Origin of the sequence: Pseudomonas sp. NFR16 (assembly GCF_900108875.1) — a bacterium.
Taxonomy (GTDB): Bacteria; Pseudomonadota; Gammaproteobacteria; order Pseudomonadales; family Pseudomonadaceae; genus Aquipseudomonas.
In genome coordinates, this window is the sequence record NZ_FNYJ01000003.1 from 61,030 (window position 1) to 84,031 (window position 23,002).

Consider the following 23,002-nt stretch of genomic DNA (forward strand, 5'->3'; position numbering starts at 1 on the left):
GTCCGGCCTCGTGGGCCTTTGTTGCTCCTGTCCGCTGAATGCGGGTAAAGCGATGCCAAAGGGCGAACATCGCCCTTGGCGTTTTTTCTGGTTATTCGGTGATGCTGACGCCCGAGAAGTTGTTGCGACCGAACGGACTTACCTGGAATCCCTGGACTTCGGCGCGCAGTGGCTGACTGACGGTCGAGTGGGCAATCGGCGTGATGGGGACCTGTTGCTTCAAGTAATGCTGGGCTTGCTGGTAAAGCCCGATGCGCTGGTCCTTGTCAGCGGTGGCCACGGCGGCCTTGATCAGCGCGTCGTATTTCTCGTCGCACCACATCGAGTAGTTGTTACCGCCGATGGAGGCGCAGCTGTACAGCGTGCCGAGCCAGTTGTCCGGATCGCCGTTGTCGCCGGTCCAGCCGATCAGGGAAATGTCGTGCTCGCCGTTTTTGCTGCGTTTGAGGTATTCGCCCCACTCGTAGCTGACGATGCGCGTCTTGATGCCCACCTTCGCCCAGTCCGCCTGAAGCATCTGCGCCATCAGCTTGGCGTTGGGGTTGTAAGGGCGCTGGACAGGCATGGCCCAAAGCGTGAGTTCAGTCCCTTCCTTCACGCCTGCCGCGCGCAGCAGCTCGCGTGCTTTTTCAGGGTTGTAGGGCGCGTCCTTGACGGTGTCATCGAAGGACCATTGTGTCGGCGGCATGGCGTTCTGCGCCAGCTGTCCGGCGCCTTGATACACCGCCTTGATGATTTCCGGCTTGTTCACGGCCATGTCCAGCGCCTGCCGAACCTGCAGGTTATCCAGTGGCGCATGCCGCACGTTGTAGGAGATGTAACCCAGGTTGAAGCCGGGCTTCTCAATGACCTTCAACTGCTTGTCGGCCTTCAGCGCCTGCACATCGGCGGGCCTTGGGTTGTACGTGACCTGGCATTCATCGCGCTTGAGTTTCTGCACCCGCACCGATGCATCAGTATTAATGGCGAAAATCAATTGATCGATCTTCACTCTCGCCGGATCCCAGAACTGTTTGTTGGCCACATAACGGATCTGCGCGTCTTTCTGATAACGCTGAAATACGAATGGTCCGGTACCAATAGGGGATTGGTTTATATCGCGGACATTACCCGATGCCATCAGTTTGTCAGCATATTCTGCAGACAAAATGGAGGCAAAGTTCATTGCCACATTCTGAATGAATGCCGCGTCGACTTTGTTCAAGGTAAAGACAACTGTCATCGGCCCGGACTTTTCAACTGACTTGATATTTTTATCCAGGCCCATGCTGGTGAAGTAGGGAAACTCCGTCGGGTAAGCGACCCTGAATGGATGATCCTTCTGCAGCATGCGATTGAAGGTGAACAGGACGTCGTCGGCGTTGAAGTCGCGCGTTGGCGTAAAGGTCTTGTTGCTGTGGAACTTCACGCCTTCGCGCAGATGGAACGTGTAAGTCAGCCCATCCGCCGATACGTCCCAGCGCGTTGCCAGGGCAGGCACGACGCTGGTTTCCCCGCGCTCGAACTCAGCCAGGCGGTTGTAGATCGGCTCTGCCGCATCGTTGTCGGTGCCCGATGTGTACTGCGCGATATCGAAGCCGGCGGGGCTGCCTTCGGAGCAAAACACCAGGCTTTTCGTATCGGCGTGGACCGAAGGAATAGTGGCTAATAGCCCTATAGCTAACAGCGACGGAACAACACTAGTTTTGCGCATGACAATCCTTATCGTGAATAACCTGAAATGACCGGAAAACCCAAGGCAATCGTTTGCGCAAATGGATTTAGCGTTCAGGGATAACCCCGCCGTTCAGATAGACGACATATATCAGGTGCGGGCGTCAGAAGGTATGTCTGTCTGGCCGCACAGTAAACAGTGACGAATACTTCAATGTTTGTAGGAAAAATGAATATTGTTAGTAGGCAAGATCCTACCGCACTCAATTACGCATCTAACGATATTCATTTTCATTCAGCTCAGCGCACATAACGACACGGTCGCGATGCCCGAAGGTAACGCGACCGTGAAGTCATATGGATATATTACTTACCGCTTACGCTCACGCCGTAGAACGAGTTCAGGCCGAATGGGCTGATCTTGAAGTCTTGAACTTCCTTGCGCATCGGCTGATAAACAGTCGAGTGAGCGATAGGTGTCATCGGGACAGCGTCTTTGAGCAAGTGCTGAGCCTGTTTGTAGAGCTCGGTCCGCTTGGCCTGATCGGTGGTTTCCTTGGCCTGGTGGATCAAGGTGTCGAAAGGCTTGTCGCACCATTTGGCGAAGTTGTTACCGTTGACCGCGTCGCAGCCGAACAGGGTGCCGAGCCAGTTGTCCGGGTCACCGTTGTCGCCACTCCAGCCAATCAGCATTGCGCCGTTTTCGCCGTTCTTGGCGCGCTTGATGTACTCACCCCACTCGTAGGAGACGATCTTGGCGTTGATGCCGATCTTCTTCCAGTCGTTCTGGAGCATTTCAGCCATCAGCTTGGCGTTCGGGTTGTACGGACGTTGAACCGGCATCGCCCACAGGGTGATTTCGGTGCCTTCAGCCACGCCTGCCTTTTTCAGCAGCTCCTTGGCTTTGGCGACGTCGAACGGCGCATCCTTGATGGTGGTGTCGTAGGACCACTGGGTAGGCGGCATGGCGTTCACGGCCAGCTGGCCCGCGCCCTGGTAGACCGCATCGATGATCGCCTTCTTGTCGACCGCCATGTCCAACGCCTGACGAACTTCCAGCTTGGCCAGAGGGTTCGGCTTGGAATCGCCTTTGATGGTTGGCAAGGTGTTGTAGGCGATGTAACCCAGGTTGAAGCCAGCCTGATCAGGCATCTTCAGCGCAGGGTCGGCCTTGAGTGGCGCGAGGTCCGCTGGACGTGGATAAGCAGTGATCTGGCATTCGCCCTTTTTCAGCTTCTGTGCACGAACCGAAGCGTCGGTGGTGATGGCGAAAATCAGGTTGTCGATCTTGACGTCTTCGGGCTTCCAGTAGTCCTTGTTCGCGGTGAAGCGGATGTTGGAGTCTTTCTGGTAGCTCTTGAACACGAACGGGCCAGTGCCGACCGGCTTCTGGTTGATGTCTTCGGCCTTGCCTTCCTTGAGCAACTGGGCGGCGTATTCGGCGGACTGAATGGAGGCGAAGCTCATCGCCAGGTTCTGGATGAAGGCGGCATCGACAGTGCCCAGCGTCATTTTGACGGTGTGCTCGTCGATCTTCTCGATCTTGGTGATGTTGGTGTCCATCGCCATGTCGGTGAAGTACGGGAACTCGGTCGGGTACGCCTTACGGAACGGATCGTCCTTGTTGATCATGCGATTGAACGTGAACAGCACGTCGTCGGCATTGAAGGTACGAGTCGGTTTGAAGTACGGCGTGGTGTGGAACTTGACGCCTTCACGCAGATGGAAGGTATAGGTCAGGCCATCCGGGGAAACATCCCAGCTGGTGGCCAGGCCAGGAATGACAGCGGTGCCGCCACGTTCGAACTGGCTCAAACGGTTGAAAACGGTCTCGGCCGAAGCGTCGAAGTCGGTACCGGTGGTGTATTGACCTGGGTCGAAACCAGCGGGGCTGCCTTCGGAGCAGAACACCAGATTCGATGCTGCATGAGCGAAGGGAGCGCTGGCGATCAAACCTGCGCCGAGAAGAAACGGAATGACCGCTTTTTTGAGCATGGTGGCCTCAGTTGTTGTCATTTTTTAATTGAGGGTACGGCCTTTTGGGCCGATCCCGGGGATACTTATGCAGGCGCCATACCCAAAGCAAGATGCTGGCGCCAACGAAGTGTCAAAGAGTGGCACGAACGTACACGAATGTCGCAAAACTATAATTCCTGACGCTGTTGAACGTTTGCGTGTCGCATATCGATATTTTTGTTGCGCTTTTGTGGTGCATTGCGTCGTTGCGAATGCACCCGCTTGTGTCATAAGTGTTACTTCACTGTTGCTTTTCGCCGGTCCTATCTGGCGAGGCTCACCCCATAGAAGGGTGTGAGGCCAAACGGGCTCAGCTTGAAGTCCTGAACTTCCTTGCGCATCGGCTGGAACACCTTGGAATTGGCGATCGGCGTGATTGGCACATCGTTCTTGAGGATGTTCTGCGCTTGCTGATACAGCTTGATGCGTTCGTCGCGATTGCTGGTCAGCTTCGCCTGGGTCACCAGCTTGTCGTAACCGGTATTGCACCACTTGGCGTAGTTGCTGCCGTTGACCGCCGCGCAGCTGTAGAGCACGCCGAGCCAGTTGTCCGGATCGCCGTTGTCGCCTGTCCAGCCGTAAATCATCACGTCGTGTTCGCCGGCTTTGGCGCGTTTGATGTACTCGCCCCATTCGTAACTGACGATGTTGGCCTTGATGCCAATCTTCGCCCAGTCTGACTGAATCATCTGCGCCGACATGCGCGCGTTCGGGTTGGACGCACGCTGTACGGTCATCGCCCATAGGTTGATCTGCGTGCCTGGCGCGACGCCCGCTTCCTTGAGCAGCTCTTTCGCTTTCTCGGGATCATGAGGCGCGTCCTTGATCGCCGGGTCGTAGCTCCACTGCGCCGGTGGCAAGGCGTTCTGCGCCAACTGCCCCGCGCCTTGGTAGACCGCTTTGATGATCGCCGGCTTATCAATGGCCATGTCCAGCGCCTGGCGGACCTTCAGCTGATCCAGTGGCTTGTGCGTCACGTTGTACGCGAGAAAGCCCAGGTTGAAGCCCGCCTGACTCAGCACCTTCAGGTTCGGGTCCTTCTGCGCCTCTTCGATATCCTGCGGGCGAGGGTAGCCGCTGATCTGGCATTCGCCGGTCTTGAGCTTCTGCAGACGCGTGGCCGCATCGGTATTGATCGAGAAGATCAGGTTGTCGAGCTTGACGTCTTCCGGCTTCCAGTACGCCTTGTTGCCGGCGTAGCGGATCTGCGCGTCTTTCTGATAGCGCTTGAACACGAACGGCCCGGTGCCTACCGGCTTCTGATTGATGTCGCCAGCCTTACCTTCCTTCAGCAACTGCGCGGCGTATTCGGCGGACTGAATGGACGCGAAGCTCATCGCCAGGTTCTGGATGAACGCGGCATCGATGTTGTTCAGATGAAACCGGACCGTTTGCTCGTCGACTTTCTCGACCTGTTTGATCGTGGTGTTCATGCCCATGTCGGTGAAGTAGGGCGACTCGGACGGGTAGGCCTTGCGAAACGGATCATCGGCGTTGAGCAGTCGATTGAAGGTGAACAAGACATCGTCGGCATTGAAGTCGCGCGTGGGCTTGAAGTAATCGGTTGTGTGAAACTTCACCCCTGGCCGCAGGTGGAAGGTGTAGGTCAAACCGTCGTCGGACACTTCCCATTGGGTGGCCAGCCCGGGTTCCACATCCGTGCCGCCGCGCTTGAACTGGGCCAGCCGGTTGAACACGGTTTCGGCTGACGCATCAAACTCGGTGCCGCTGGTGTATTGGCTGGGGTCGAAACCGGCGGGACTGGCCTCGGAGCAGTACACCAGCGTGCTGGCGGCCTGGACGGAGGGTGCGCTCAGCGCGATTGCCGCCGCCAGAAGCAGGGGCTTGAAGGTTTTCTCCATGTGAACCTCATAAAGTGCGGCATTCATGCAATGCCTGAGTCATCGGACTGATGATAGACCGCAGAGCATGCCGTACCGTTTATCGGCTCGACAAGGCACGTCACGTTCTAACCTTATGACTGACTGAGGTGCGAGGCGGCGATTGTCTTTGTGAGGCAAGGGTAGGCCGAGCCACGCCGTTCAGCGAGCGGCGCATGGCGTCGGCGGGAGGGGATGGGAGGAGCCGGCGGCAGCCCGAGCTGCCGCCGTTTTGCATCAGGGAATTGCGACTTCAATCACGCCGTCGGCGGTGACGCTGACCTGACTGGTGCCGGCTTCGACATCCGGTGTGGGTGCAGCATCGCCGCGTGCCGCTTTCATCATCATGACCGGCGCTCGCAGGTACGGCTGCGGATAACCGGACGTGTTCAGATTCAGGTTGACCAGTTTGTAGCCACTGCCGCCAAGTGCGTCGGTGACCAGTTGCGCTCGGGCCTTGAAGGCGCCGACGGCGTCTTTGAGCAGGGTGTCTTCGCTGGCTTTGCGGGCCGGGTCGGAAATGGAGAAGTCCATGCCGCCCATCTTCATGTCACCGCCCAGCAGGTCGCCGGTCAGTTTCGACAAGGCTGCGAAATCGGCGCTTTCCAGCCGCAGTTCAGCGCGTTCACGCCAGCCGGTGATTTTCTGACCTTTGTCGTCATAGATCGGATAGCTGTTGCGGCTGCCTTGACGAATGGTCACTTCCTTGACCTTGCGTGCGTCGCCGAGCGCCTTGTTCAGGGTTTCGGTAATGCCGGCGGCCAGTTTCGCGGGATCGGCATTCTGAGATTCGGTGTATAGCGTGACAGTCATCAGGTCACGCTGGACCTCCTGATTGACTTCGGCACGCACGGAAACCTGGTTGTAATGGACCTCATCGGCCATGACCGGGGCGCTGGCCAGAGCCAGGGCGCCCAAGGCGAAAAGTGTGGCGGTGGGGCGAAGGCTGAGCATAAAAACTCCTTGTTTGGCGAGCCGTCCGCAGCGCATGCGACATGACTTGTCGGACGGATGCCAATGAGACTGTAATCCCGGGATCTTGTTCCGGCCCGCCACAGCAGGATGTCTGGCGACAGGCGCGAAGGCCATCAATCAGGGACGGGCGCTTTCGCTCTTCGAGCCTCCCGTTTCGCAGGCACAAGCCGCGTTTTCCCTGCGGCACGATTCCCGCTCTCCTACGCAGGCCGTTGATTTGGCTGATTTGCGAATCTGTGGTGCTGGCTGACAATCCACCTCAGCGATTACCCGCTGACATGACAGCGCAAGGAACGGCCCTCCACTTCAGGCAGAGGCCAGCGCATCTCAATCACTCAAGGAAGAATTCATCGTGGCTCATCAATTCGCAACCGCTCCTCTGGAAGATCCGCTCAACGAGCATCTCCACAGCACATTCGCGCTGGACCTGTTCACTCAGGTTGCAGCAACCCGTTCAGCCGACGCCTTCGTCCGCATCCTGACCACCATTTTCGGTACTGACATCGGTCCGGCCACCTGTTTGCAGTTTCGCGAAGATCTGCTGGCCGGACGAATTGTCAGCCCGCCGATCATCGTCACCGCGGCCGGTCCGGTTGCCGACTATGACAACCGTGAGCGTGTCATCCGCATCAACCGCAGGGCAGTGAGCCTGGCCCTTGACGACCCGCGTGACACGACGCTGCTCGACATCCTGCTTCACGAGTCCGGCCATCACGTCGACAACATCCTGCGCAGTGACGTCCATCCATACGCCGGCGGCAACCGACAATTAGCCGCTGATGCCGCAGGCGAGGAGGGCGTGCGCTTTGCGTTCTGGATGGCAGTGCTCGGGCAAACCTCTTCGCCGCGCGTGACGATCGCGCGCTATCGCATGCGCCCTGGTCAAGAGATGTTCGACGTTCAGATGGACTGGGACATGGCGCGCATGAGCATCATCGAGAAATGCCGCGCCGACTATGACAGGGCCGATGCTGCGCACGTGCACCCTGACCGCGAAGCGTTCGAGGCAGGCGATGGCGACGCCGGTAAAATGACCCACCTGCAAATCGAAGAGGTACTCAAGCCATTCGGGTTTCGGGACGTCGAGCTCGAGGCCGTTTACTTCGGCAACTGGCTGCGTGACTACTCACAATTGCTCGATCCAAAAATCGTTCGTGCGGCGAGCATGCCGAAGAACTTCCCCGACGTATTGTCCCGCGACGCACTGACTCGAATCGTCGACGTGCTGTCCATCAAGCGTTTCAACTGGTTGCGTCACAACAGTGCGCACCTGTTCACAGTGACCCCGGACAAGCTTGGTGTGTATCGCCCGAGCGAGCACATCGACAATCCCAAGACCGTCGATACCCATGCGCCGGATCCCACCACGCGCGACCCGGATTTCGAGCCGTTGGTCATGCCCGGAAACCCGTTGCTGGAAGTGGATTACGACACATCGATGAAGCGTTACATCGGGCGCTCTGTGAGCTTCATGCAGAGTGAGCTTCGCATTGCAATGAAAGAAAAGAAGAACGCTCATGGGCTACGCGCGTTCGGTTCGGCGCTGCATGTCCTGGAGGATTTTTTCGCTCATTCCAATTTCGTCGAGCTCGGTCTGATCAAGGCAGGCCATACAGCCGTGCTGCCATGGACGTCCCCCGCGAACTGCAAAGCCGGTCTGCCACTGGTAACCGGAATGTTCGGCGCGACCGATGTGCTTGCCAGCGTGGCCGGGCCTCTGGGGGACGTGCTGTTTTCCACTGAGGATGTCACGTTCCAGCCAACGAAGCCCGGTGAACGCAGCCCTCGCGAGCAGATCCTGTTAATCCTGCTCGAAGAGCATCACAACCCTCGATACCTGGAAATTTTCAAAGGTTATCTGGCAATCCGGGACGAGTGGGTGGGGCTGCCCTTCGTCGAGTTCCTCCAGCGCTGCGCCCTTTATCTGCAAGGACCTGCAGTCGTCGTAGGTAACGCCGTGGGCATCGTGATGAAGGATATGCTCAAGCAATTCGGTGAGCAGGTTGACGATTGGCAGATCCGGTACGGACAGGACCCTCATCAAGATGGTTCTACGGATCCCACGCATTCACAGCTGGCGAAAGATCACGCTGAACACCCGCTTCATTTGCTTGCAGCGTCTCTGGCTTCCCGCGCAGTCGAGCATGTGGCCGCAGCGATGGTGGCTCACTGGGATGGGGACAGCAGCGCGGACCCGGTTCGTGTAGCGACTGCATATTTTTGCCATCCGCAGAACAGTCACTGGCAAGATGCCGAAATCGGGGCGTGGGCGACGGCCAATCCAGCGGACTTGCTTCGCAGCCAGTCCAAGACCGAACTGTTCGAGCTTTATAAGGCCATTTCGATTGCCAGACGTGCCGCGGTCAACCAAATGGAAAAAGATGGAGTGGCTTATCTCAAGTTTCTTCGAGGTGAGTTGCTGGATGAGAATTCGCCGCTGTGGATCATCAACTCGCTGACGCCAACCGGCAAGCTGACAAAGGAAGTGCTCAGGTACCTTAAGCTGATCTGAGCCTGACCGGACCACGCAACCCTTCAACGCAATACCCGGCATCCTGTTTCGGCCGTGTCGGTCGACATGTTCGCAGGATGCCGTTGCGGTGATGTGTTCAATCCTTTCGCACCCTGGCGCCTCAAGCAGTTCAACAGCTGTGGCGCTTTGACGCACTTTGACGGAAACCAGCGCCGCATTGGTTATACTCGCTTCGATTCGCCTGGAGCGCTCATCAGGAGAGCTCATGCTCGCCCCTTTACAATTGCTTTCCGCTACCCGTCAGAACCTCTGGCGGCTCACATTCATCCGCATTCTGGTGCTGGGCGCTCAAGCCGGCTCGGTCGGATTCGCCTACCTGTTCGATCTGTTGCATCTGCCGTGGCTGCAGCTGGACATCACGCTGGGGTGTTCGGCCATTGTCTGTCTGCTGACCGCGATAAGGCTGCGTACTTCTTGGCCGGTGACCGAACTCGAATACGCCGTGCAGCTGGCCTTCGATCTGTTTATCCACAGCGCGCTGCTGTATTTTTCCGGCGGGTCGACCAACCCGTTCGTTTCTTATTACCTGGTGCCCTTGACCATCGCCGCCGTCACGCTGCCGTGGCGGTACTCGCTGATTCTTTCCGGTATCGCCCTGGCGCTTTACACCTTGATGCTGGCCAACTTCTACCCGGTCGAGGCTTTCGCCATCGCCCGCGAGAAAATGCAGATCTACGGCATGTGGCTGAGCTTCGCACTGGCTGCGGGGGTCATTACGTTCTTCGCGGCGCGGATGGCGGAAGAATTGCGTCGGCAGGAGCAGATGCGGGCGCTGCGCCGCGAAGAAGGCGCCCGCGATCAGCAATTGCTCGCCGTGGCCACTGAGGCCGCTGGCGCTGCCCATGAGCTGGGCACACCGCTGGCGACCATGAGCGTGCTGCTCAAGGAGATGCAACAGGACCACAAGGATCCGGCGCTGCAGGAAGATCTTTCGGTGCTTCAGGATCAGGTCAAGCTGTGCAAGGAGACGCTGCAGCAACTGGTGCGCGCCGCCGAGGCCAACCGCCGTCTCAAAGTCCAGGAACAAACCGTCACGCACTGGCTGGATCAGGCACTCAATCGGTGGCATCTGATGCGTCCCGAAGCCAGCTATCGTTTCCAGCGGCTGGGGCAGGGCGAAGTACCGATGGTCGCGCCGCCGCCCGATCTGACTCAGGCGCTGCTGAACTTGCTGAACAACGCCGCGGACGCCTGCCCGGAAGGGCTGGAAGTGAACCTGGACTGGAACGCTTCGGAGATTCGCATCAGCATCCGCGATCATGGGGCCGGCGTGCCGCTGGCCGTCGCAGAACAGATTGGCAAACCGTTTTTTACCACCAAAGGCAAAGGCTTCGGTCTGGGCCTGTTTCTGAGCAAGGCCAGCGTGACTCGCGCAGGCGGCTCGGTGAAACTCTATCCTCACGAGGAAGGCGGCACGCTCACCGAGCTGCGCCTGCCGCGGAACGCAACAGGAGATGAAGCATGACTGATGAAATCCAGGTCGAAGGCGAAGAACTGCCGCACCTGTTGCTGGTGGACGACGATGCCACCTTCACCCGCGTGATGGCGCGCGCCATGGCCCGCCGCGGCTTCCGGGTCAGTACCGCCAGCTCCGCCGAGGAAGGGCTGACCCTCGCGCAGCAGGACATTCCCGACTATGCGACTGTCGACCTGAAGATGGAGGGCGACTCCGGCCTGGTGCTGTTGCCCAAGCTGTTGGAACTGGACCCGGAAATGCGGGTCCTGATACTGACCGGTTATTCGAGCATCGCTACCGCTGTCGAAGCGATCAAGCGCGGCGCCTGCAACTACCTGTGCAAACCGGCCGATGCCGATGATGTGCTGGCGGCACTGCTCTCCGAGCATGCCGATCTGGATACCCTTGTGCCGGAAAACCCGATGTCGGTGGACCGCTTGCAGTGGGAACATATTCAGCGCGTGCTGACCGAGCACGAAGGCAACATCTCGGCTACCGCGCGGGCTCTGGGCATGCATCGGCGCACGCTTCAACGCAAGCTGCAGAAGCGACCGGTCCGTCGTTAAGCAAGGATCGCTTCATAAAGATTTCTTCATGGAAGACCGTCAGTGGCGTCTGGCACATTGGTGCCAACGCCATTCAATGCCTGCCGCCGAGCCTTCACCATGAATTTTGATATCGATGAATCCAGGGTCAACGACGCTGTGACTGGAAGTTTCTTTTCCAGGGTCTGGAAGTTGGTCACGCCCTACTGGCGCAGCGAAGAAAAGGGCATGGCCTGGGTCTTGCTGATTGCCGTCATCGCGCTGTCGTTGTTCAGCGTGTTCATCTCCGTGCTGGTCAACAGTTGGTACCGGGACTTCTACAACGCGCTGCAGAACAAGGATCTCGGAGCGTTCACCCACCTGATCCTGTATTTCTGCGGCATCGCTGCCATCGCCATTCTTGGCGCGGTCTATCGCCTGTATCTCACGCAGATGCTCACCATTCGCTGGCGTCGCTGGCTGACCGAAAAGCATTTCACCAAATGGCTTGCACACAAGAATTACTACCGGCTGGAACAGGGCGGGTACACCGATAACCCTGACCAGCGCCTGTCCGAAGACCTGAACAACTTCACGTCCGACACCCTCAGCCTGAGCCTTGGCCTGCTGCGGACCGTGGTCAGTCTGGTGTCGTTTTCGGTCATTCTGTGGGGCGTATCCGGCAGCATTGAACTGTTCGGCATCACGATTCCCGGGTACATGTTCTGGGCCGCGCTCCTCTATGCCGCAGTCGGCAGCTGGCTGACGCATCTGATCGGCAAGCGGCTGATCGTCCTGAGCAACCAGCAACAGCGGTATGAGGCTGACATGCGTTTCTCGCTGGTGCGGGTTCGCGAGAATGCCGAAAGCATCGCGCTGTCCGATGGCGAGGCCAACGAGAATCAGCGTCTGAGCGCGCGGTTCGGCATGGTCTGGAGCAACTTCTGGACCATCATGAAGGTGCAGAAGCGCCTGACGTTCTTCACCGCGGGCTATTCACAGATCGCCATCGTGTTCGCCTTCGTCGTGGCCGCGCCTCGCTACTTTGCCGGCAAGATCGAGCTGGGCGAGCTGATGCAGATCAACTCGGCGTTCGGCAACGTGCAAGAGAACTTCAGTTGGTTCATCGACGCGTACACGCAGCTGGCATCGTGGCGGGCGACCTGTGATCGTCTCCTCAGCTTCCGCCAGGCCATGGATGAAAACGAGGCGCGAGTGCCGGACATCAAGGTCAGCCATGAGAGCAATGGTCTGCACCTGGAAGGGTTGGCGCTGTCGCTGGTGGGCGGCCGGCAGTTGCTCGATAACGCCAATATCGATATTGCCGCTGGCGAGAAGGTCATGCTCAGCGGCCGCTCCGGCAGCGGTAAAAGTACCTTGCTGCGCGCCATGGGCGGGCTCTGGAACGAAGGTCACGGTGCGGTTCGGCTGCCGGCGAAACGCGCGTTTTTCCTGCCGCAGAAACCTTATCTGCCCATCGGCACGTTGCGCGAGGCCTTGAGTTATCCACAAGCGCCCGAAGTGTACCCGGCCGAGCGCTTTGCGCAGGTGCTGGAAACCTGCCGTCTGAACTATCTGGTTTCGCGCCTGGACGAGAGCAATCACTGGCAGCGCATGCTGTCTCCAGGCGAACAGCAGCGGGTCGCGTTTGCGAGAGCCTTGCTGTTCGCGCCCGATTGGCTGTATCTGGACGAAGCGACATCGGCGATGGACGAGGAAGACGAGGCGGCGTTGTATCAGGCCTTGCTCGATGAGTTGCCCGGTCTGACCTTATTGAGCATCGGCCATCGCAGCAGTCTGAAGCGTTTCCATCGTCGCCACCTGCGCATCGAGGGCGGCCAGTTGCGTGAGCTGCCGCAGACTGAAAGCGTGGTTTGAGGTCGCTGACGCCAAAGTGCCGCAAAAACCTACGAACTCGCCGGGTTTGTTATGTGATCGTACAACCCGGTGAGCTATGATGAATCTTTCACCGATTTAGAGATGCATGTTGGATATGGAAAATCAGAGTGCTCCGCCTCGCGCCCGCAGAAAGCACCGCAGCCTCGCGCAAGAGTTGGTAACCGAACTCTCCGAGCGCATTCGCAACGGCGAACTCAAGCGTGGCGACAAGCTGCCTACCGAGTCTGCGATCATGGAAGAGCAGGGCGTCAGTCGCACCGTCGTGCGTGAAGCGATTTCACGTTTGCAGGCCTCCGGTCTGGTGGAGACACGCCACGGCATCGGCACTTTCGTTCTCGATACGCCGAGCCCCAGCGGTTTCCGTATCGATCCGGCCACTATCGTGACACTGCGCGACGTGTTGGCGATTCTTGAGCTGCGCATCAGCCTCGAAGTCGAGTCCGCCGGCCTGGCAGCTCAGCGTCGCTCGGACGAACAACTGGCCGACATGCGCGCCGCCCTCGATGCGCTCAATGAAAGCGCGGCGCACGCCAGCGATGCCGTGGGGGCGGATTTCCAATTCCATATGGCGATTGCGCTGTCGACCGGCAACCGGTACTTCACCGACATCATGAATCACCTCGGCACCAGCATCATTCCGCGCACGCGCCTGAATTCTGCGCGTCTGGCCCATGACGATCACCAGCACTACATGAATCGCCTGAGCCGGGAGCACGAAGAAATCTACGATGCCATCGCCCGCCAGGACTCCGACGCCGCCCGCGCCGCCATGCGCCTGCACCTGACCAACAGCCGCGAACGCCTGCGTCATGCTCATGAAGAGGCAGAATCGCAGCGGGCTTGAGTATGTCCGGATTGCCAAGGTCATAGCGCCCTGAAATGAACTAAGGCTGAGCAGCTGGATGAATGCTCAGCCTTTTGCGCAAGTATCGAGTCAGCAGAACACAAATCCAGATGGCCAACGATGGCGTCATGCTTAGCCACATGAGGGTGAAGCAATCCAGCATGTCGCGAAGATCCTTGCTACCCATTGCTTCCAAAAACCATTCGTGGGCACTCGCTCCTACCCGGCTGTCAAACAACCACTGGACGGGTGACAGGTTTAATATGCAATAACCGAGTACGACTGTGATAGCGAAAGTGAAAGCAATTTGAGCGATTTTTATCAATATGAATTTCATTGAGGTGTGGGCGAGCATTTTTTACAGCCTCGATCTCTCAAGGTTTTCATCCGGCGCGTGAGCAAGACGCATAGCCAGATTGCGATGGGCAGTACTGCGCTGTATGACACCACGATGAGTGTGTCGAGCGCACTTTCGCAACCCTCCCAGCCAAAGATGCTCATTATCCAGTGGTGTGCATCCCTCCCGATTTGGGTGGTCAAGAGGAGATTGATTGGGCCCAGGTTTAGTATGAAATACCCCAGTATTATCGTGAGCCCTAGAATAAGTATGACCTGTGCAGTTGCGGCCAGGATTTTCGTTATCAGTCTGTAGAAAAACACGTTCATTCCTTTGATGCTGAATTTTTCAGAAAATGGTGAGTGATTTTGCAGATTAAAAGGGTGAGCGATAACGCTAGGCCTAGTGCCAAGAGAGTAAGCATGTCCTCTCCATCCTCAATGCCGCTGCCGCCCCACGAATGAAGTAACCATAAGTACGCCTGCATGCCACCTTTTGTCTGGAGGATCCATCTGAAAGGTCCCATGTTCATTGCGAAATATGCGATACATGTGGTCATTGTTAGCACTACGGTCGTTTGCGTGAGTAACAATAAGTTTTTTTTCATTGGGCGGTAGTCGATATTTCCTCGATGACTTCTAATAGGCCGTAGTACTTAACACTTTTGCCTGGCAGTGTTTGACCCGGTCGGTTGCGGATATGTTGTCTGAGTACATTAAATCCAAGAGGGGAGAACAATGTTATGCACCCTTGACTGATGCCTTTTGGGCCTATCGGATGGATTCTGAATTCCCCTCGCCGCGTGCCGTTAATAAATGTCTCGTCATTAACTACATCGTCGTCTCGATAAAGACTGAGCCATTCGCCGCGATCTGTTCCGGCAGCGAGATCGCTGAGTGGTTGTCTCGCCCATCCCAAATGTCCACCCGATTCTCTGTCGAGGATGTAGTATTTTCCGAGTGGGATTGGTCCTGACTTAGGGATATCTTGATAACGCACTTCGTTAACATAACTGGCAGCATCGCCAGAAAACGCATCGTAAGACACCCCATCACACACCAATCGACTCAAAGGCTCTCCATTTAGTACATAGGTGCAATATACAAGGTCGGAAGATGCTTCCTTATTGCTCATTCCAGCTCTCCCTGATCAGGCATAAACCTTGTTGGCCACGCCATCCCAACCGCCCACCACCTGACCGCCGCCTGATCCATCGGAGCGTTTTTGCTGGATGTAAGCCATCTTGATCCGCGCATAGTTCAGGCGAACGATTTCGCTTGGGAATCCGCCCTCGACGCTGCCATTTCCGGCCAGTGATACGGAGGAGATGATCACCTCTTCCAGCGTGATCTCCATGTACTTGACCTTGTCGGTCCCGGCGCGATTCAGCGCGATCTTCACTTCTTTGAAATGCTTGCCGCTGCAGCAGGCTTCGTGAAGTTTGGGGGTTGCCTTGTCGACGGCTTTGCGGAAGAACAGATCACTCATCCGTGCCCGGCCGCTTGTGGCACCTCCTGAACTGGTCTTGGTGGCGGAGGCTGATTGGCTTGCCCCGACATCGAAGTCTTCCATTTCAATCCAGTCGCCGAATTGAGCGTCGAGCGATTCGCCTGGGATGCCGTCGATTTTCAGAAATGCGTCAATTGCCATGCCATGTCCCTGCTGTGAGTGGTCCGTTGATGCTGCGAAAGAACTGTAGCGACCGGGGACATCGCATCAAAGCGCGGAGAGGGGGGTGTCGGATCAACTTCAGAGATGGCCTACAAGCGGGTGAGAGGGTGGACTACGGAACAGTCCTGCGAGAGGGTCGATTCGCAGCGCGCTTGGGGTCGTACGACCTGATTACCGCAGCGATGCCATACCGTTGTAGCGGTCCGGCTTGCTGGCAGTGGCAATTTGAATGGCGCCGCTGCCTGTAAACAGGACTGCCGCAGGGCCAGGGAAATCACGCCGGACCACCGCTCATCCCTTCGACAGATAAATAATTCCACACCCCTATTGAGAGATGTCATTCCTAGTTGTACGATGACTTACGACATCAGCGCAGGACTGGTGATCCATTCATACAATTAGCTTCTCAGGGTGTTCGAATAATGAATCCACAAGAACTGAAGTCCATCCTTTCCCACGGTCTGCTGTCCTTCCCGGTTACCGATTTCAATGCTCAGGGCGATTTCCATCGCGCTGGCTATATCAAACGTCTTGAGTGGCTGGCCCCGTACGGCGCTTCCGCGCTCTTCGCAGCAGGCGGTACAGGCGAATTTTTCTCCCTGACCAGCGGCGAATATTCCGAAATCATCAAGACTGCCGTCGATACCTGCGAAAAGTCCGTGCCGATTCTGGCGGGCGTGGGTGGTCCTACCCGTCAAGCCATCGAGATGGCTCAAGAAGCTGAGCGCCTGGGCGCCAAAGGCCTGCTGCTGCTGCCTCACTACCTGACCGAAGCCAGCCAGGACGGCGTTGCCGCTCACGTTGAAGCGGTCTGCAAATCGGTCAAGATCGGTGTTGTCGTCTACAACCGTAACGTCTGCCGCCTGACCCCTGCGCTGCTGGAACAACTGGCCGAGCGCTGCCCTAACCTGATCGGCTATAAAGACGGCCTGGGCGATATCGAACTGATGGTTTCGATCCGTCGCCGCATGGGCGATCGTTTCTCCTACCTCGGCGGTCTGCCTACCGCTGAAGTTTACGCAGCGGCCTACAAGGCGCTGGGCGTGCCGGTTTACTCCTCGGCCGTGTTCAACTTCGTACCGAAGCTGGCGATGGACTTCTACCACGCTATCGCCAAGGACGATCACGCCACTGTCGGCAAGCTGATCGACGACTTCTTCCTGCCATACCTGGACATCCGTAACCGCAAAGCCGGCTACGCGGTGAGCATCGTCAAAGCGGGCGCGAAAATCGCCGGTTACGACGCAGGTCCAGTCCGCGCTCCCCTGACCGACCTGACCAAAGAAGAGTTCGAAATGCTCGCTGCACTGATGGACAAGCAAGGCCAGCAGTAAGCGCTGACCCTTCGCAAAACCGCTGAGCGATCAGCGGTTTTTTGCCGTCGGGGGCTTGTTTTCCCACGTATCGAATCTTTCGAGCAGTTCGCGCAGGCAAGGCCGGTTGTGCGTGAGTTTTACCCCAGGCGTCACCGTGGCACATGCTTCAATCGCATCTGGATTTAGGGGCAGAGGCGAGCAGCACACACATAAAAGATCGTTTAACCCGCGCAAAAAAATAATTAGTGGGAGTTTCGAACATGCAAAAATCCAAGCCGACGCACGTCCGCTATTTGATTCTGCTCATGCTTTTTCTGGTGACCACAATCAACTACGCCGACCGTGCCACCATCGCCATCGCTGGCTCCAGTCTGCAGAAAAGCCTCGGCATCGACGCCGTCACCCTCGGTTACATCTTCTCCGCTTTTGGTTGGGCCTATGTCGCCGGTCAGATTCCTGGCGGCTGGTTGCTCGACCGTTTCGGTTCCAAAAAAGTTTACGCACTGAGCATCTTCACCTGGTCGCTGTTCACCGTGCTGCAAGGCTATGTCGGTGAATTCGGTCTTTCCACCGCCATCGTCGCGCTGTTCATGCTGCGCTTTCTGGTGGGGCTGGCCGAGGCACCGTCCTTTCCGGGCAACGCCCGCATCGTCGCGGCGTGGTTCCCGACTTCCGAGCGCGGCACGGCTTCGGCGATCTTCAACTCGGCGCAATACTTCGCCACCGTGCTGTTCGCGCCCATCATGGGCTGGATCGTGTTCACCTTCGGCTGGCAGCACGTATTCATCGTCATGGGCGGCATCGGCATCCTGTTCTCGCTGATCTGGCTGAAAGTCATCCATAGCCCGCGCGCTCACCCGATGATCAACAAGGAAGAGCTTGACCACATCGCCAGCAACGGCGGCATGGTCGACATGGATAACGATCAGGGCAAAGGCAAAAGCGGCGGCCCGAAATGGGACTACGTGAAGCAACTGTTGACCAACCGCATGATGCTCGGCATCTACCTGGCCCAATACTGCATCAACGGCATCACCTACTTCTTCCTGACCTGGTTCCCGGTGTACCTGGTTCAGGAGCGCGGCATGACCATCCTCAAGGCCGGTTTCATTGCCTCGTTGCCTGCAATCTGCGGCTTCATCGGTGGCGTCCTCGGCGGGATCATTTCCGACTATCTGTTGCGTCGCGGCAAGTCGCTGACGTTTGCCCGCAAGGCGCCGATCATTGGCGGCCTGCTGCTCTCGACTTCCATCGTGACCTGCAACTACGTGGATATCGAATGGGTCGTGGTCGGCTTCATGGCACTGGCCTTCTTCGGTAAAGGCGTAGGCGCACTGGGTTGGGCGGTCATGTCCGACGCATCGCCGAAACAAATCGCAGGTCTTAGCGGCGGCCTGTTCAACATGTTCGGTAACATTGCATCGATCACCACCCCGATCGTCATCGGCTACATCATCAGCTCCACCGGCTCTTTCAAATGGGCACTGGTGTTCGTCGGCGCCAACGCGCTGGTGGCGGTGATCAGCTACGTGTTCATCGTGGGCGAAATCAAACGTGTGGAATTGAAAGACACCCCAGCGCAGGGTGGATTGCGAGCCAGCGAAATAGGCGAAGTTTCCCAAGCCAAAAGCTGAGCTGAAGCGAAAAACTGAGGAAAACCGTGATGAACTTGATTCAACATGCCGACTCGCCACGTTACATCCGCTTGCATGAGCGCGATAACGTTGTCGTCGTGGTCAATGACCAGGGCGTTCCGGCGGGGACAGAATTCGACAATGGTCTGGTGACCATCGATAACGTGCCGCAGAGCCACAAAGTCAACACTGTGGACATTCCTGAAGGCGGTCCTGTGATTCGTTACGGGCAGACCATCGGGTATGCCCTGCAGCCGATCCCGCGCGGCAGTTGGGTCAAGGAAGATCAGTTGCGCATGCCGAGCGCGCCGCCGCTGGACAGCTTGCCGCTGTCCACGGAAGTGCCCGGCAAGGGTGAGCCGCTGGAAGGCTTCACGTTCGAAGGCTATCGCAACGCCGACGGCACCGTCGGCACGCGCAATATCCTGGGCATCACGACAACGGTGCAGTGCGTCACCGGCGTGCTGGACTTCGCCGTCAAGCGTATCCGCGAGGAGCTGCTGCCCAAGTACCCGAATGTCGATGACGTGGTGGCAATCACTCACACTTACGGGTGTGGCGTGGCGATCACGGCCAAGGACGCGTACATCCCGATCCGCACTGTGCGCAATCTGGCGCGCAACCCGAACCTGGGTGGCGAGGCGCTGGTCATCGGTCTTGGCTGCGAGAAACTGCAGGCCGATCAGGTGATGCATCAGAACGACCCCTCGGTCGATCTGAGCGAGGAGTGGATGTACCGCTTGCAGGATTCCAAGCACGGCTTCAATGAAATGATCGAGCAGATCATGGAACTGGCCGAAACCCGTTTGAAGAAGCTCGATCAGCGTCGTCGCGAAACCGTGCCGGCGTCCGAGCTGATTCTGGGCATGCAGTGTGGCGGCAGTGACGCATTTTCCGGCATCACCGCCAACCCGGCCCTGGGCTTCGCCTCCGATCTGCTGCTGCGCGCCGGCGCAACCGTGATGTTTTCGGAAGTGACCGAAGTGCGTGACGCGATCTACCTGCTGACCTCCCGCGCCGAGACCACGCAAGTGGCTGAAGAGCTGGTGCGTGAGATGGACTGGTACGACCGTTACCTGGCCAAGGGCGAAGCGGACCGCAGCGCCAACACCACGCCGGGCAACAAGAAAGGCGGGTTGTCGAACATTGTCGAGAAGTCCCTGGGATCGATCGTCAAATCCGGCAACAGCGCGATCAACGGGGTGCTTGGCCCTGGCGAGCGGGTCAATCGCAAAGGCCTGATCTTCTGTGCCACACCGGCCAGCGATTTTGTCTGCGGCACGCTGCAGCTGGCAGCCGGCATGAACCTGCATGTGTTCACCACCGGGCGCGGTACGCCGTACGGCCTGGCAATGTCACCGGTGGTCAAGGTTTCGACCCGGACCGAACTGGCCCATCGCTGGCCTGACCTGATCGACATCGATGCCGGGCGCATTGCCACCGGTCGCGCGAGCATCGAGGACCTGGGTTGGGAGCTGTTCCATTTCTATCTCGATGTCGCCAGCGGCAAGAAGAAGACCTGGACCGAGCACTATCGTCTGCACAACGACATTACCCTGTTCAACCCGGCACCGATTACCTGATTTACCCTCTCAGCGAACAAGCCGCGCAACCTGTAGGAGCGCGGCTTGTCCCGCGAACGGCGACGATATCGTCGTAATCCCGGCAGAGTGGGCGTGCCGGATAAGTTGGCTGGTCAGCGACTGCCCTGCAGCAGATCGCGAGACAAGCCAGGCTTGTGCAAATAGTCCTGCACTCTCTGCCGCATGTCAGGCTTCAATGCCGCCCATGCTCCTTATGGTGTGGATGCTCTGCGCAGAACCGCGCCAGGGTCAGCACGCTTCGGGTGATCGGCATCGGTATGTTCACCTTCGCGGCGAGTTCAAGAACCGCATCACCAATCGCCGCCAGCTCAAGCGGCAGTCCTTTGTCGAAGTCCTGCAGCATCGAGGTGCGAACAGCGCCCATGCTGGCGCCGAACTGCATGAACGTCGTCGGCTCCATGCTCAGCTTCGCCTCGTAAGCCGCCGCCACTTGCATCGCTTCATTGAACGTCGCCAGCGCCAGTTCGCGCATCTGCGCATGACCATAAATCTGCTCGAGTGTCGCGCCCGTGACCACTGACACCGGGTTCGACGTCAGGTTGGCGATGATCTTGGTCCACAGCTGATCGCGTATCCGGTCAGTGCCCTGCGCCTCGATGCCGGCACTTTCGATCAGCGCTCGCAGGCCTTCCAGGCGCGGCGTCAGCTGGTTGTCCAGTTCGCCGAGAATGATGCGATACGGGTTATGGGTTTTCACCACGGCAGGCGCCGAACTCTGCGCGGTGATGAACACTACGCAACCAATCAGCCTGGACAGATCGAGCGTGTCGGTGAGGCTGCCGTCCGGATCCACGGCGTGCACCCGATTGCCTTCGAAACGGCCGCCCTCGCCATGGAAATACCACCACGGAACGCCGTTGATGACCGGTACGACCAGCGTCTCGGGGCCAATCAGCGGAGCGATGTTGGGCAGCAGGCCGCTCAATGACGGCGCCTTGGTGCACAGAAACAGGACGTCTTGCTCGCCAAGCTCGGCAGCGCTGTCGCTGGCATTGACCTTGACGTGATGGCGACCCTGCAGGTCTTGCAGATGAATGCCATTACGCTGCAGCGCCGCAAGCGTGCGGCCGCGGGCGAACACATTGACCGGGCGCCCGGTAAGCGCGATGCGCGCGGCCAGCGTGCAACCGATGGCGCCCGCGCCGGCAATGCAGATGCGCGTTGAAGGAAACCCCATGATGACTCCCGTGATGCGGAAAACGGTGTTGGACGAGGCGAGCAATATCGCCTGAGTCTGAGTATTTCCGAGGATTCTACGGTAGCTGCGCGTCCGCTGGTCACTTCTCACGAACTTCGTCCGCGCGCGGCTGATCCCTATTTCACGTCCCTTAGAAGCCGTAATTCTGGGTGGTTTGCTTTTTAGACAAGGAGAAGTTCATGCGTGCACTGACTTATCACGGCGCTCACGATGTGCGTGTCGAGACCGTTGCAGACCCTATCATTCAGGAACCCGATGACGTGTTGCTGAAGGTAACGGCCACGGCTATCTGCGGCTCTGACCTGCACTTGTTCCGGGGCAAGATACCGGCGACGGAGCAGGGCGATATCTTCGGTCATGAGTTCATGGGGATCGTGGAAGAAGTGGGGCCACAGGTCACCGCCGTCAAACCGGGTGACAGGGTAGTGATTCCCTTCGTGATTGCCTGTGGCAGTTGCTTCTTTTGCCAGATGGATGCGTTCGCCGCCTGCGAAACCACCAACACGGGGCGCGGTGCGATCCTCAACAAAAAGTCCATTCCACCGGGGGCGGCGTTGTTCGGCTTCAGCCATTTGTATGGTGGCGTGCCGGGCGGCCAGGCCGAGTACGTGCGCGTGCCCAAAGGCAACGTCGGGCCGTTCAAAGTGCCGGGCACATTGGCGGACGAAAAGGTGCTGTTCCTGAGCGACATTCTGCCCACTGCCTGGCAGGCCGTACTGAATGCGGGCGTGAAAGCGGGTTCCAGCGTTGCCATCTACGGGGCGGGTCCGGTGGGATTACTCAGCGCAGCCTGTGCGAAAATGCTCGGCGCCGAGAAGATCTTCATGGTCGATCATCACCCGTACCGGTTGGCGTACGCGCAATTCACGTATGGCGTGATCCCGATCAATTTCGATGAAGACGATGACCCTGCCGATACCATCATTCGCCAGACCCCCGGCATGCGCGGGGTGGATGGTGTCATCGACGCAGTGGGTTTCGAGGCCAAAGGCAGCACGACGGAAACCATTCTTGCCACGCTCAAGCTCGAAGGCAGCAGCGGCAAGGCGTTGCGTCAATGCATCGCAGCCGTGCGGCGCGGCGGCACAGTCAGCGTGCCTGGTGTCTATGCCGGGTTCATCCACGGCTTCATGTTCGGCGACGCGTTCGACAAGGGGCTGACCTTCAAAATGGGTCAGACCCATGTGCATCGTTATCTGCCTGAGCTCCTCGAGCATATCGAAGAGGGCAGGCTGGCGCCTGAAGCGATTATCACGCACCGGATGTCGCTGGAAGAGGCGGCCGAGGGGTACGCCATCTTCGACAAGCGCGAGGAGGACTGCCGCAAGGTCATCCTTACCCCGGGCTTTGACAGCCGGGTGGATCCTTCAGTCAATGATGCGCAGTTGTAAGGCGGGCCGAGGTTGAATGCACCGCTGCATTCAGCCGACCTGCGGGAGGTTTGCTCCGCAGGTCGGCTGCG

At 58.2% G+C, this 23,002-nt stretch carries 16 protein-coding genes; 9 read left to right on the forward strand and 7 right to left on the reverse strand.

Going from position 1 to position 23,002, the window contains the following annotated elements; translation table 11 throughout:
* Positions 1-91: 91 nt before the first annotated feature.
* The 4 genes from BMZ10_RS13280 to BMZ10_RS13295 all read right to left on the reverse strand — a co-directional run bounded on the left by BMZ10_RS13280 (position 92) and on the right by BMZ10_RS13295 (position 6,503).
* Positions 92-1,693, reverse strand: a complete 1,602-nt coding sequence (locus tag BMZ10_RS13280; RefSeq protein WP_093462748.1) for an ABC transporter substrate-binding protein — start codon at positions 1,691-1,693, stop codon at positions 92-94.
* 326 nt (positions 1,694-2,019) lie between these two features.
* Positions 2,020-3,648 (reverse strand): ABC transporter substrate-binding protein, encoded by a 1,629-nt coding sequence (locus BMZ10_RS13285; RefSeq protein WP_093462751.1) that lies wholly within the window; start codon positions 3,646-3,648, stop codon positions 2,020-2,022.
* A 284-nt stretch (positions 3,649-3,932) separates the two neighbouring features.
* On the reverse strand, positions 3,933-5,531 hold the full coding sequence (locus BMZ10_RS13290) for an ABC transporter substrate-binding protein (RefSeq protein ID WP_093464138.1): 1,599 nt from the start codon (positions 5,529-5,531) through the stop codon (positions 3,933-3,935).
* Between the two features lie 255 nt (positions 5,532-5,786).
* Entirely contained in the window at positions 5,787-6,503 is a 717-nt protein-coding gene (locus BMZ10_RS13295) for an SIMPL domain-containing protein (protein WP_093462754.1), read from the reverse strand.
* 373 nt (positions 6,504-6,876) lie between these two features.
* Here BMZ10_RS13295 and BMZ10_RS13300 point away from each other — a divergent pair, with 373 nt between their 5' ends.
* The 5 genes from BMZ10_RS13300 to BMZ10_RS13320 all read left to right on the forward strand — a co-directional run bounded on the left by BMZ10_RS13300 (position 6,877) and on the right by BMZ10_RS13320 (position 13,780).
* The gene (locus BMZ10_RS13300; protein WP_093462756.1) at positions 6,877-9,036 is read left to right on the forward strand and encodes an HET-C-related protein; all 2,160 of its coding nucleotides are present in this window, start codon (positions 6,877-6,879) and stop codon (positions 9,034-9,036) included.
* A gap of 226 nt (positions 9,037-9,262) precedes the next feature.
* Positions 9,263-10,522, forward strand: coding sequence for an ATP-binding protein (locus BMZ10_RS13305; RefSeq protein WP_093462759.1), 1,260 nt, complete (start codon positions 9,263-9,265; stop codon positions 10,520-10,522).
* Positions 10,519-11,079 (forward strand): response regulator transcription factor, encoded by a 561-nt coding sequence (locus BMZ10_RS13310; RefSeq protein WP_074756039.1) that lies wholly within the window; start codon positions 10,519-10,521, stop codon positions 11,077-11,079. Before BMZ10_RS13305 ends, BMZ10_RS13310 begins: the two co-directional genes overlap by 4 nt.
* Positions 11,080-11,178: 99 nt before the next feature.
* Positions 11,179-12,915, forward strand: coding sequence for an ABC transporter ATP-binding protein/permease (locus BMZ10_RS13315; protein ID WP_093464141.1), 1,737 nt, complete (start codon positions 11,179-11,181; stop codon positions 12,913-12,915).
* 115 nt (positions 12,916-13,030) lie between these two features.
* Complete coding sequence (locus BMZ10_RS13320; protein WP_093462762.1) at positions 13,031-13,780, forward strand: FadR/GntR family transcriptional regulator; 750 nt, start codon at positions 13,031-13,033, stop codon at positions 13,778-13,780.
* A gap of 940 nt (positions 13,781-14,720) precedes the next feature.
* On the opposite strand, the gene BMZ10_RS13340 is transcribed toward BMZ10_RS13320, so the two are convergent.
* Positions 14,721-15,251: a DUF2778 domain-containing protein gene (locus tag BMZ10_RS13340; protein ID WP_093462777.1), complete on the reverse strand. Its 531-nt coding sequence runs from the start codon at positions 15,249-15,251 to the stop codon at positions 14,721-14,723.
* Between the two features lie 15 nt (positions 15,252-15,266).
* On the reverse strand, positions 15,267-15,767 hold the full coding sequence (locus tag BMZ10_RS13345; RefSeq protein WP_093462780.1) for an Hcp family type VI secretion system effector: 501 nt from the start codon (positions 15,765-15,767) through the stop codon (positions 15,267-15,269).
* A 443-nt stretch (positions 15,768-16,210) separates the two neighbouring features.
* Between BMZ10_RS13345 and kdgD the strand changes: the two genes are divergently transcribed.
* From kdgD to garD, 3 genes are all read left to right on the forward strand, one after another.
* The gene (kdgD, locus tag BMZ10_RS13350; RefSeq protein WP_093462783.1) at positions 16,211-17,122 is read left to right on the forward strand and encodes a 5-dehydro-4-deoxyglucarate dehydratase; all 912 of its coding nucleotides are present in this window, start codon (positions 16,211-16,213) and stop codon (positions 17,120-17,122) included.
* 242 nt (positions 17,123-17,364) lie between these two features.
* Entirely contained in the window at positions 17,365-18,738 is a 1,374-nt protein-coding gene (locus BMZ10_RS13355) for an MFS transporter (protein WP_093462786.1), read from the forward strand.
* A gap of 29 nt (positions 18,739-18,767) precedes the next feature.
* A complete protein-coding gene (gene garD, locus BMZ10_RS13360) occupies positions 18,768-20,321 on the forward strand; it encodes a galactarate dehydratase (RefSeq protein WP_093462789.1) in 1,554 nt (517 codons plus the stop codon).
* A 193-nt stretch (positions 20,322-20,514) separates the two neighbouring features.
* Here garD and BMZ10_RS13365 read toward each other — a convergent pair whose 3' ends face one another.
* On the reverse strand, positions 20,515-21,519 hold the full coding sequence (locus BMZ10_RS13365; protein WP_093462792.1) for a ketopantoate reductase family protein: 1,005 nt from the start codon (positions 21,517-21,519) through the stop codon (positions 20,515-20,517).
* Between the two features lie 200 nt (positions 21,520-21,719).
* On the opposite strand from BMZ10_RS13365, the gene BMZ10_RS13370 reads away from it, so the two are divergent.
* Positions 21,720-22,931 carry a zinc-dependent alcohol dehydrogenase gene (locus tag BMZ10_RS13370; protein WP_093462795.1) on the forward strand — a complete coding sequence of 404 codons (1,212 nt, stop codon included), beginning with the start codon at positions 21,720-21,722 and terminating at the stop codon, positions 22,929-22,931.
* The last annotated feature ends 71 nt before the right edge of the window (positions 22,932-23,002 follow it).

What these genes read in the sequence shown, in the direction of transcription:
- BMZ10_RS13280 (WP_093462748.1), bottom strand. Translation starts at nt 1,693, where the DNA reads ATGCGCAAAACTAGTGTTGTTCCGTCGCTGTTAGCTATAGGGCTATTA.
- kdgD (WP_093462783.1), top strand. Translation starts at nt 16,211, where the DNA reads ATGAATCCACAAGAACTGAAGTCCATCCTTTCCCACGGTCTGCTGTCC.
- BMZ10_RS13310 (WP_074756039.1), top strand. Translation starts at nt 10,519, where the DNA reads ATGACTGATGAAATCCAGGTCGAAGGCGAAGAACTGCCGCACCTGTTG.
- BMZ10_RS13305 (WP_093462759.1), top strand. Translation starts at nt 9,263, where the DNA reads ATGCTCGCCCCTTTACAATTGCTTTCCGCTACCCGTCAGAACCTCTGG.
- BMZ10_RS13320 (WP_093462762.1), top strand. Translation starts at nt 13,031, where the DNA reads ATGGAAAATCAGAGTGCTCCGCCTCGCGCCCGCAGAAAGCACCGCAGC.
- BMZ10_RS13365 (WP_093462792.1), bottom strand. Translation starts at nt 21,519, where the DNA reads ATGGGGTTTCCTTCAACGCGCATCTGCATTGCCGGCGCGGGCGCCATC.
- BMZ10_RS13370 (WP_093462795.1), top strand. Translation starts at nt 21,720, where the DNA reads ATGCGTGCACTGACTTATCACGGCGCTCACGATGTGCGTGTCGAGACC.
- garD (WP_093462789.1), top strand. Translation starts at nt 18,768, where the DNA reads ATGAACTTGATTCAACATGCCGACTCGCCACGTTACATCCGCTTGCAT.
- BMZ10_RS13345 (WP_093462780.1), bottom strand. Translation starts at nt 15,767, where the DNA reads ATGGCAATTGACGCATTTCTGAAAATCGACGGCATCCCAGGCGAATCG.
- BMZ10_RS13290 (WP_093464138.1), bottom strand. Translation starts at nt 5,531, where the DNA reads ATGGAGAAAACCTTCAAGCCCCTGCTTCTGGCGGCGGCAATCGCGCTG.
- BMZ10_RS13355 (WP_093462786.1), top strand. Translation starts at nt 17,365, where the DNA reads ATGCAAAAATCCAAGCCGACGCACGTCCGCTATTTGATTCTGCTCATG.
- BMZ10_RS13285 (WP_093462751.1), bottom strand. Translation starts at nt 3,648, where the DNA reads ATGCTCAAAAAAGCGGTCATTCCGTTTCTTCTCGGCGCAGGTTTGATC.
- BMZ10_RS13340 (WP_093462777.1), bottom strand. Translation starts at nt 15,251, where the DNA reads ATGAGCAATAAGGAAGCATCTTCCGACCTTGTATATTGCACCTATGTA.
- BMZ10_RS13315 (WP_093464141.1), top strand. Translation starts at nt 11,179, where the DNA reads ATGAATTTTGATATCGATGAATCCAGGGTCAACGACGCTGTGACTGGA.
- BMZ10_RS13295 (WP_093462754.1), bottom strand. Translation starts at nt 6,503, where the DNA reads ATGCTCAGCCTTCGCCCCACCGCCACACTTTTCGCCTTGGGCGCCCTG.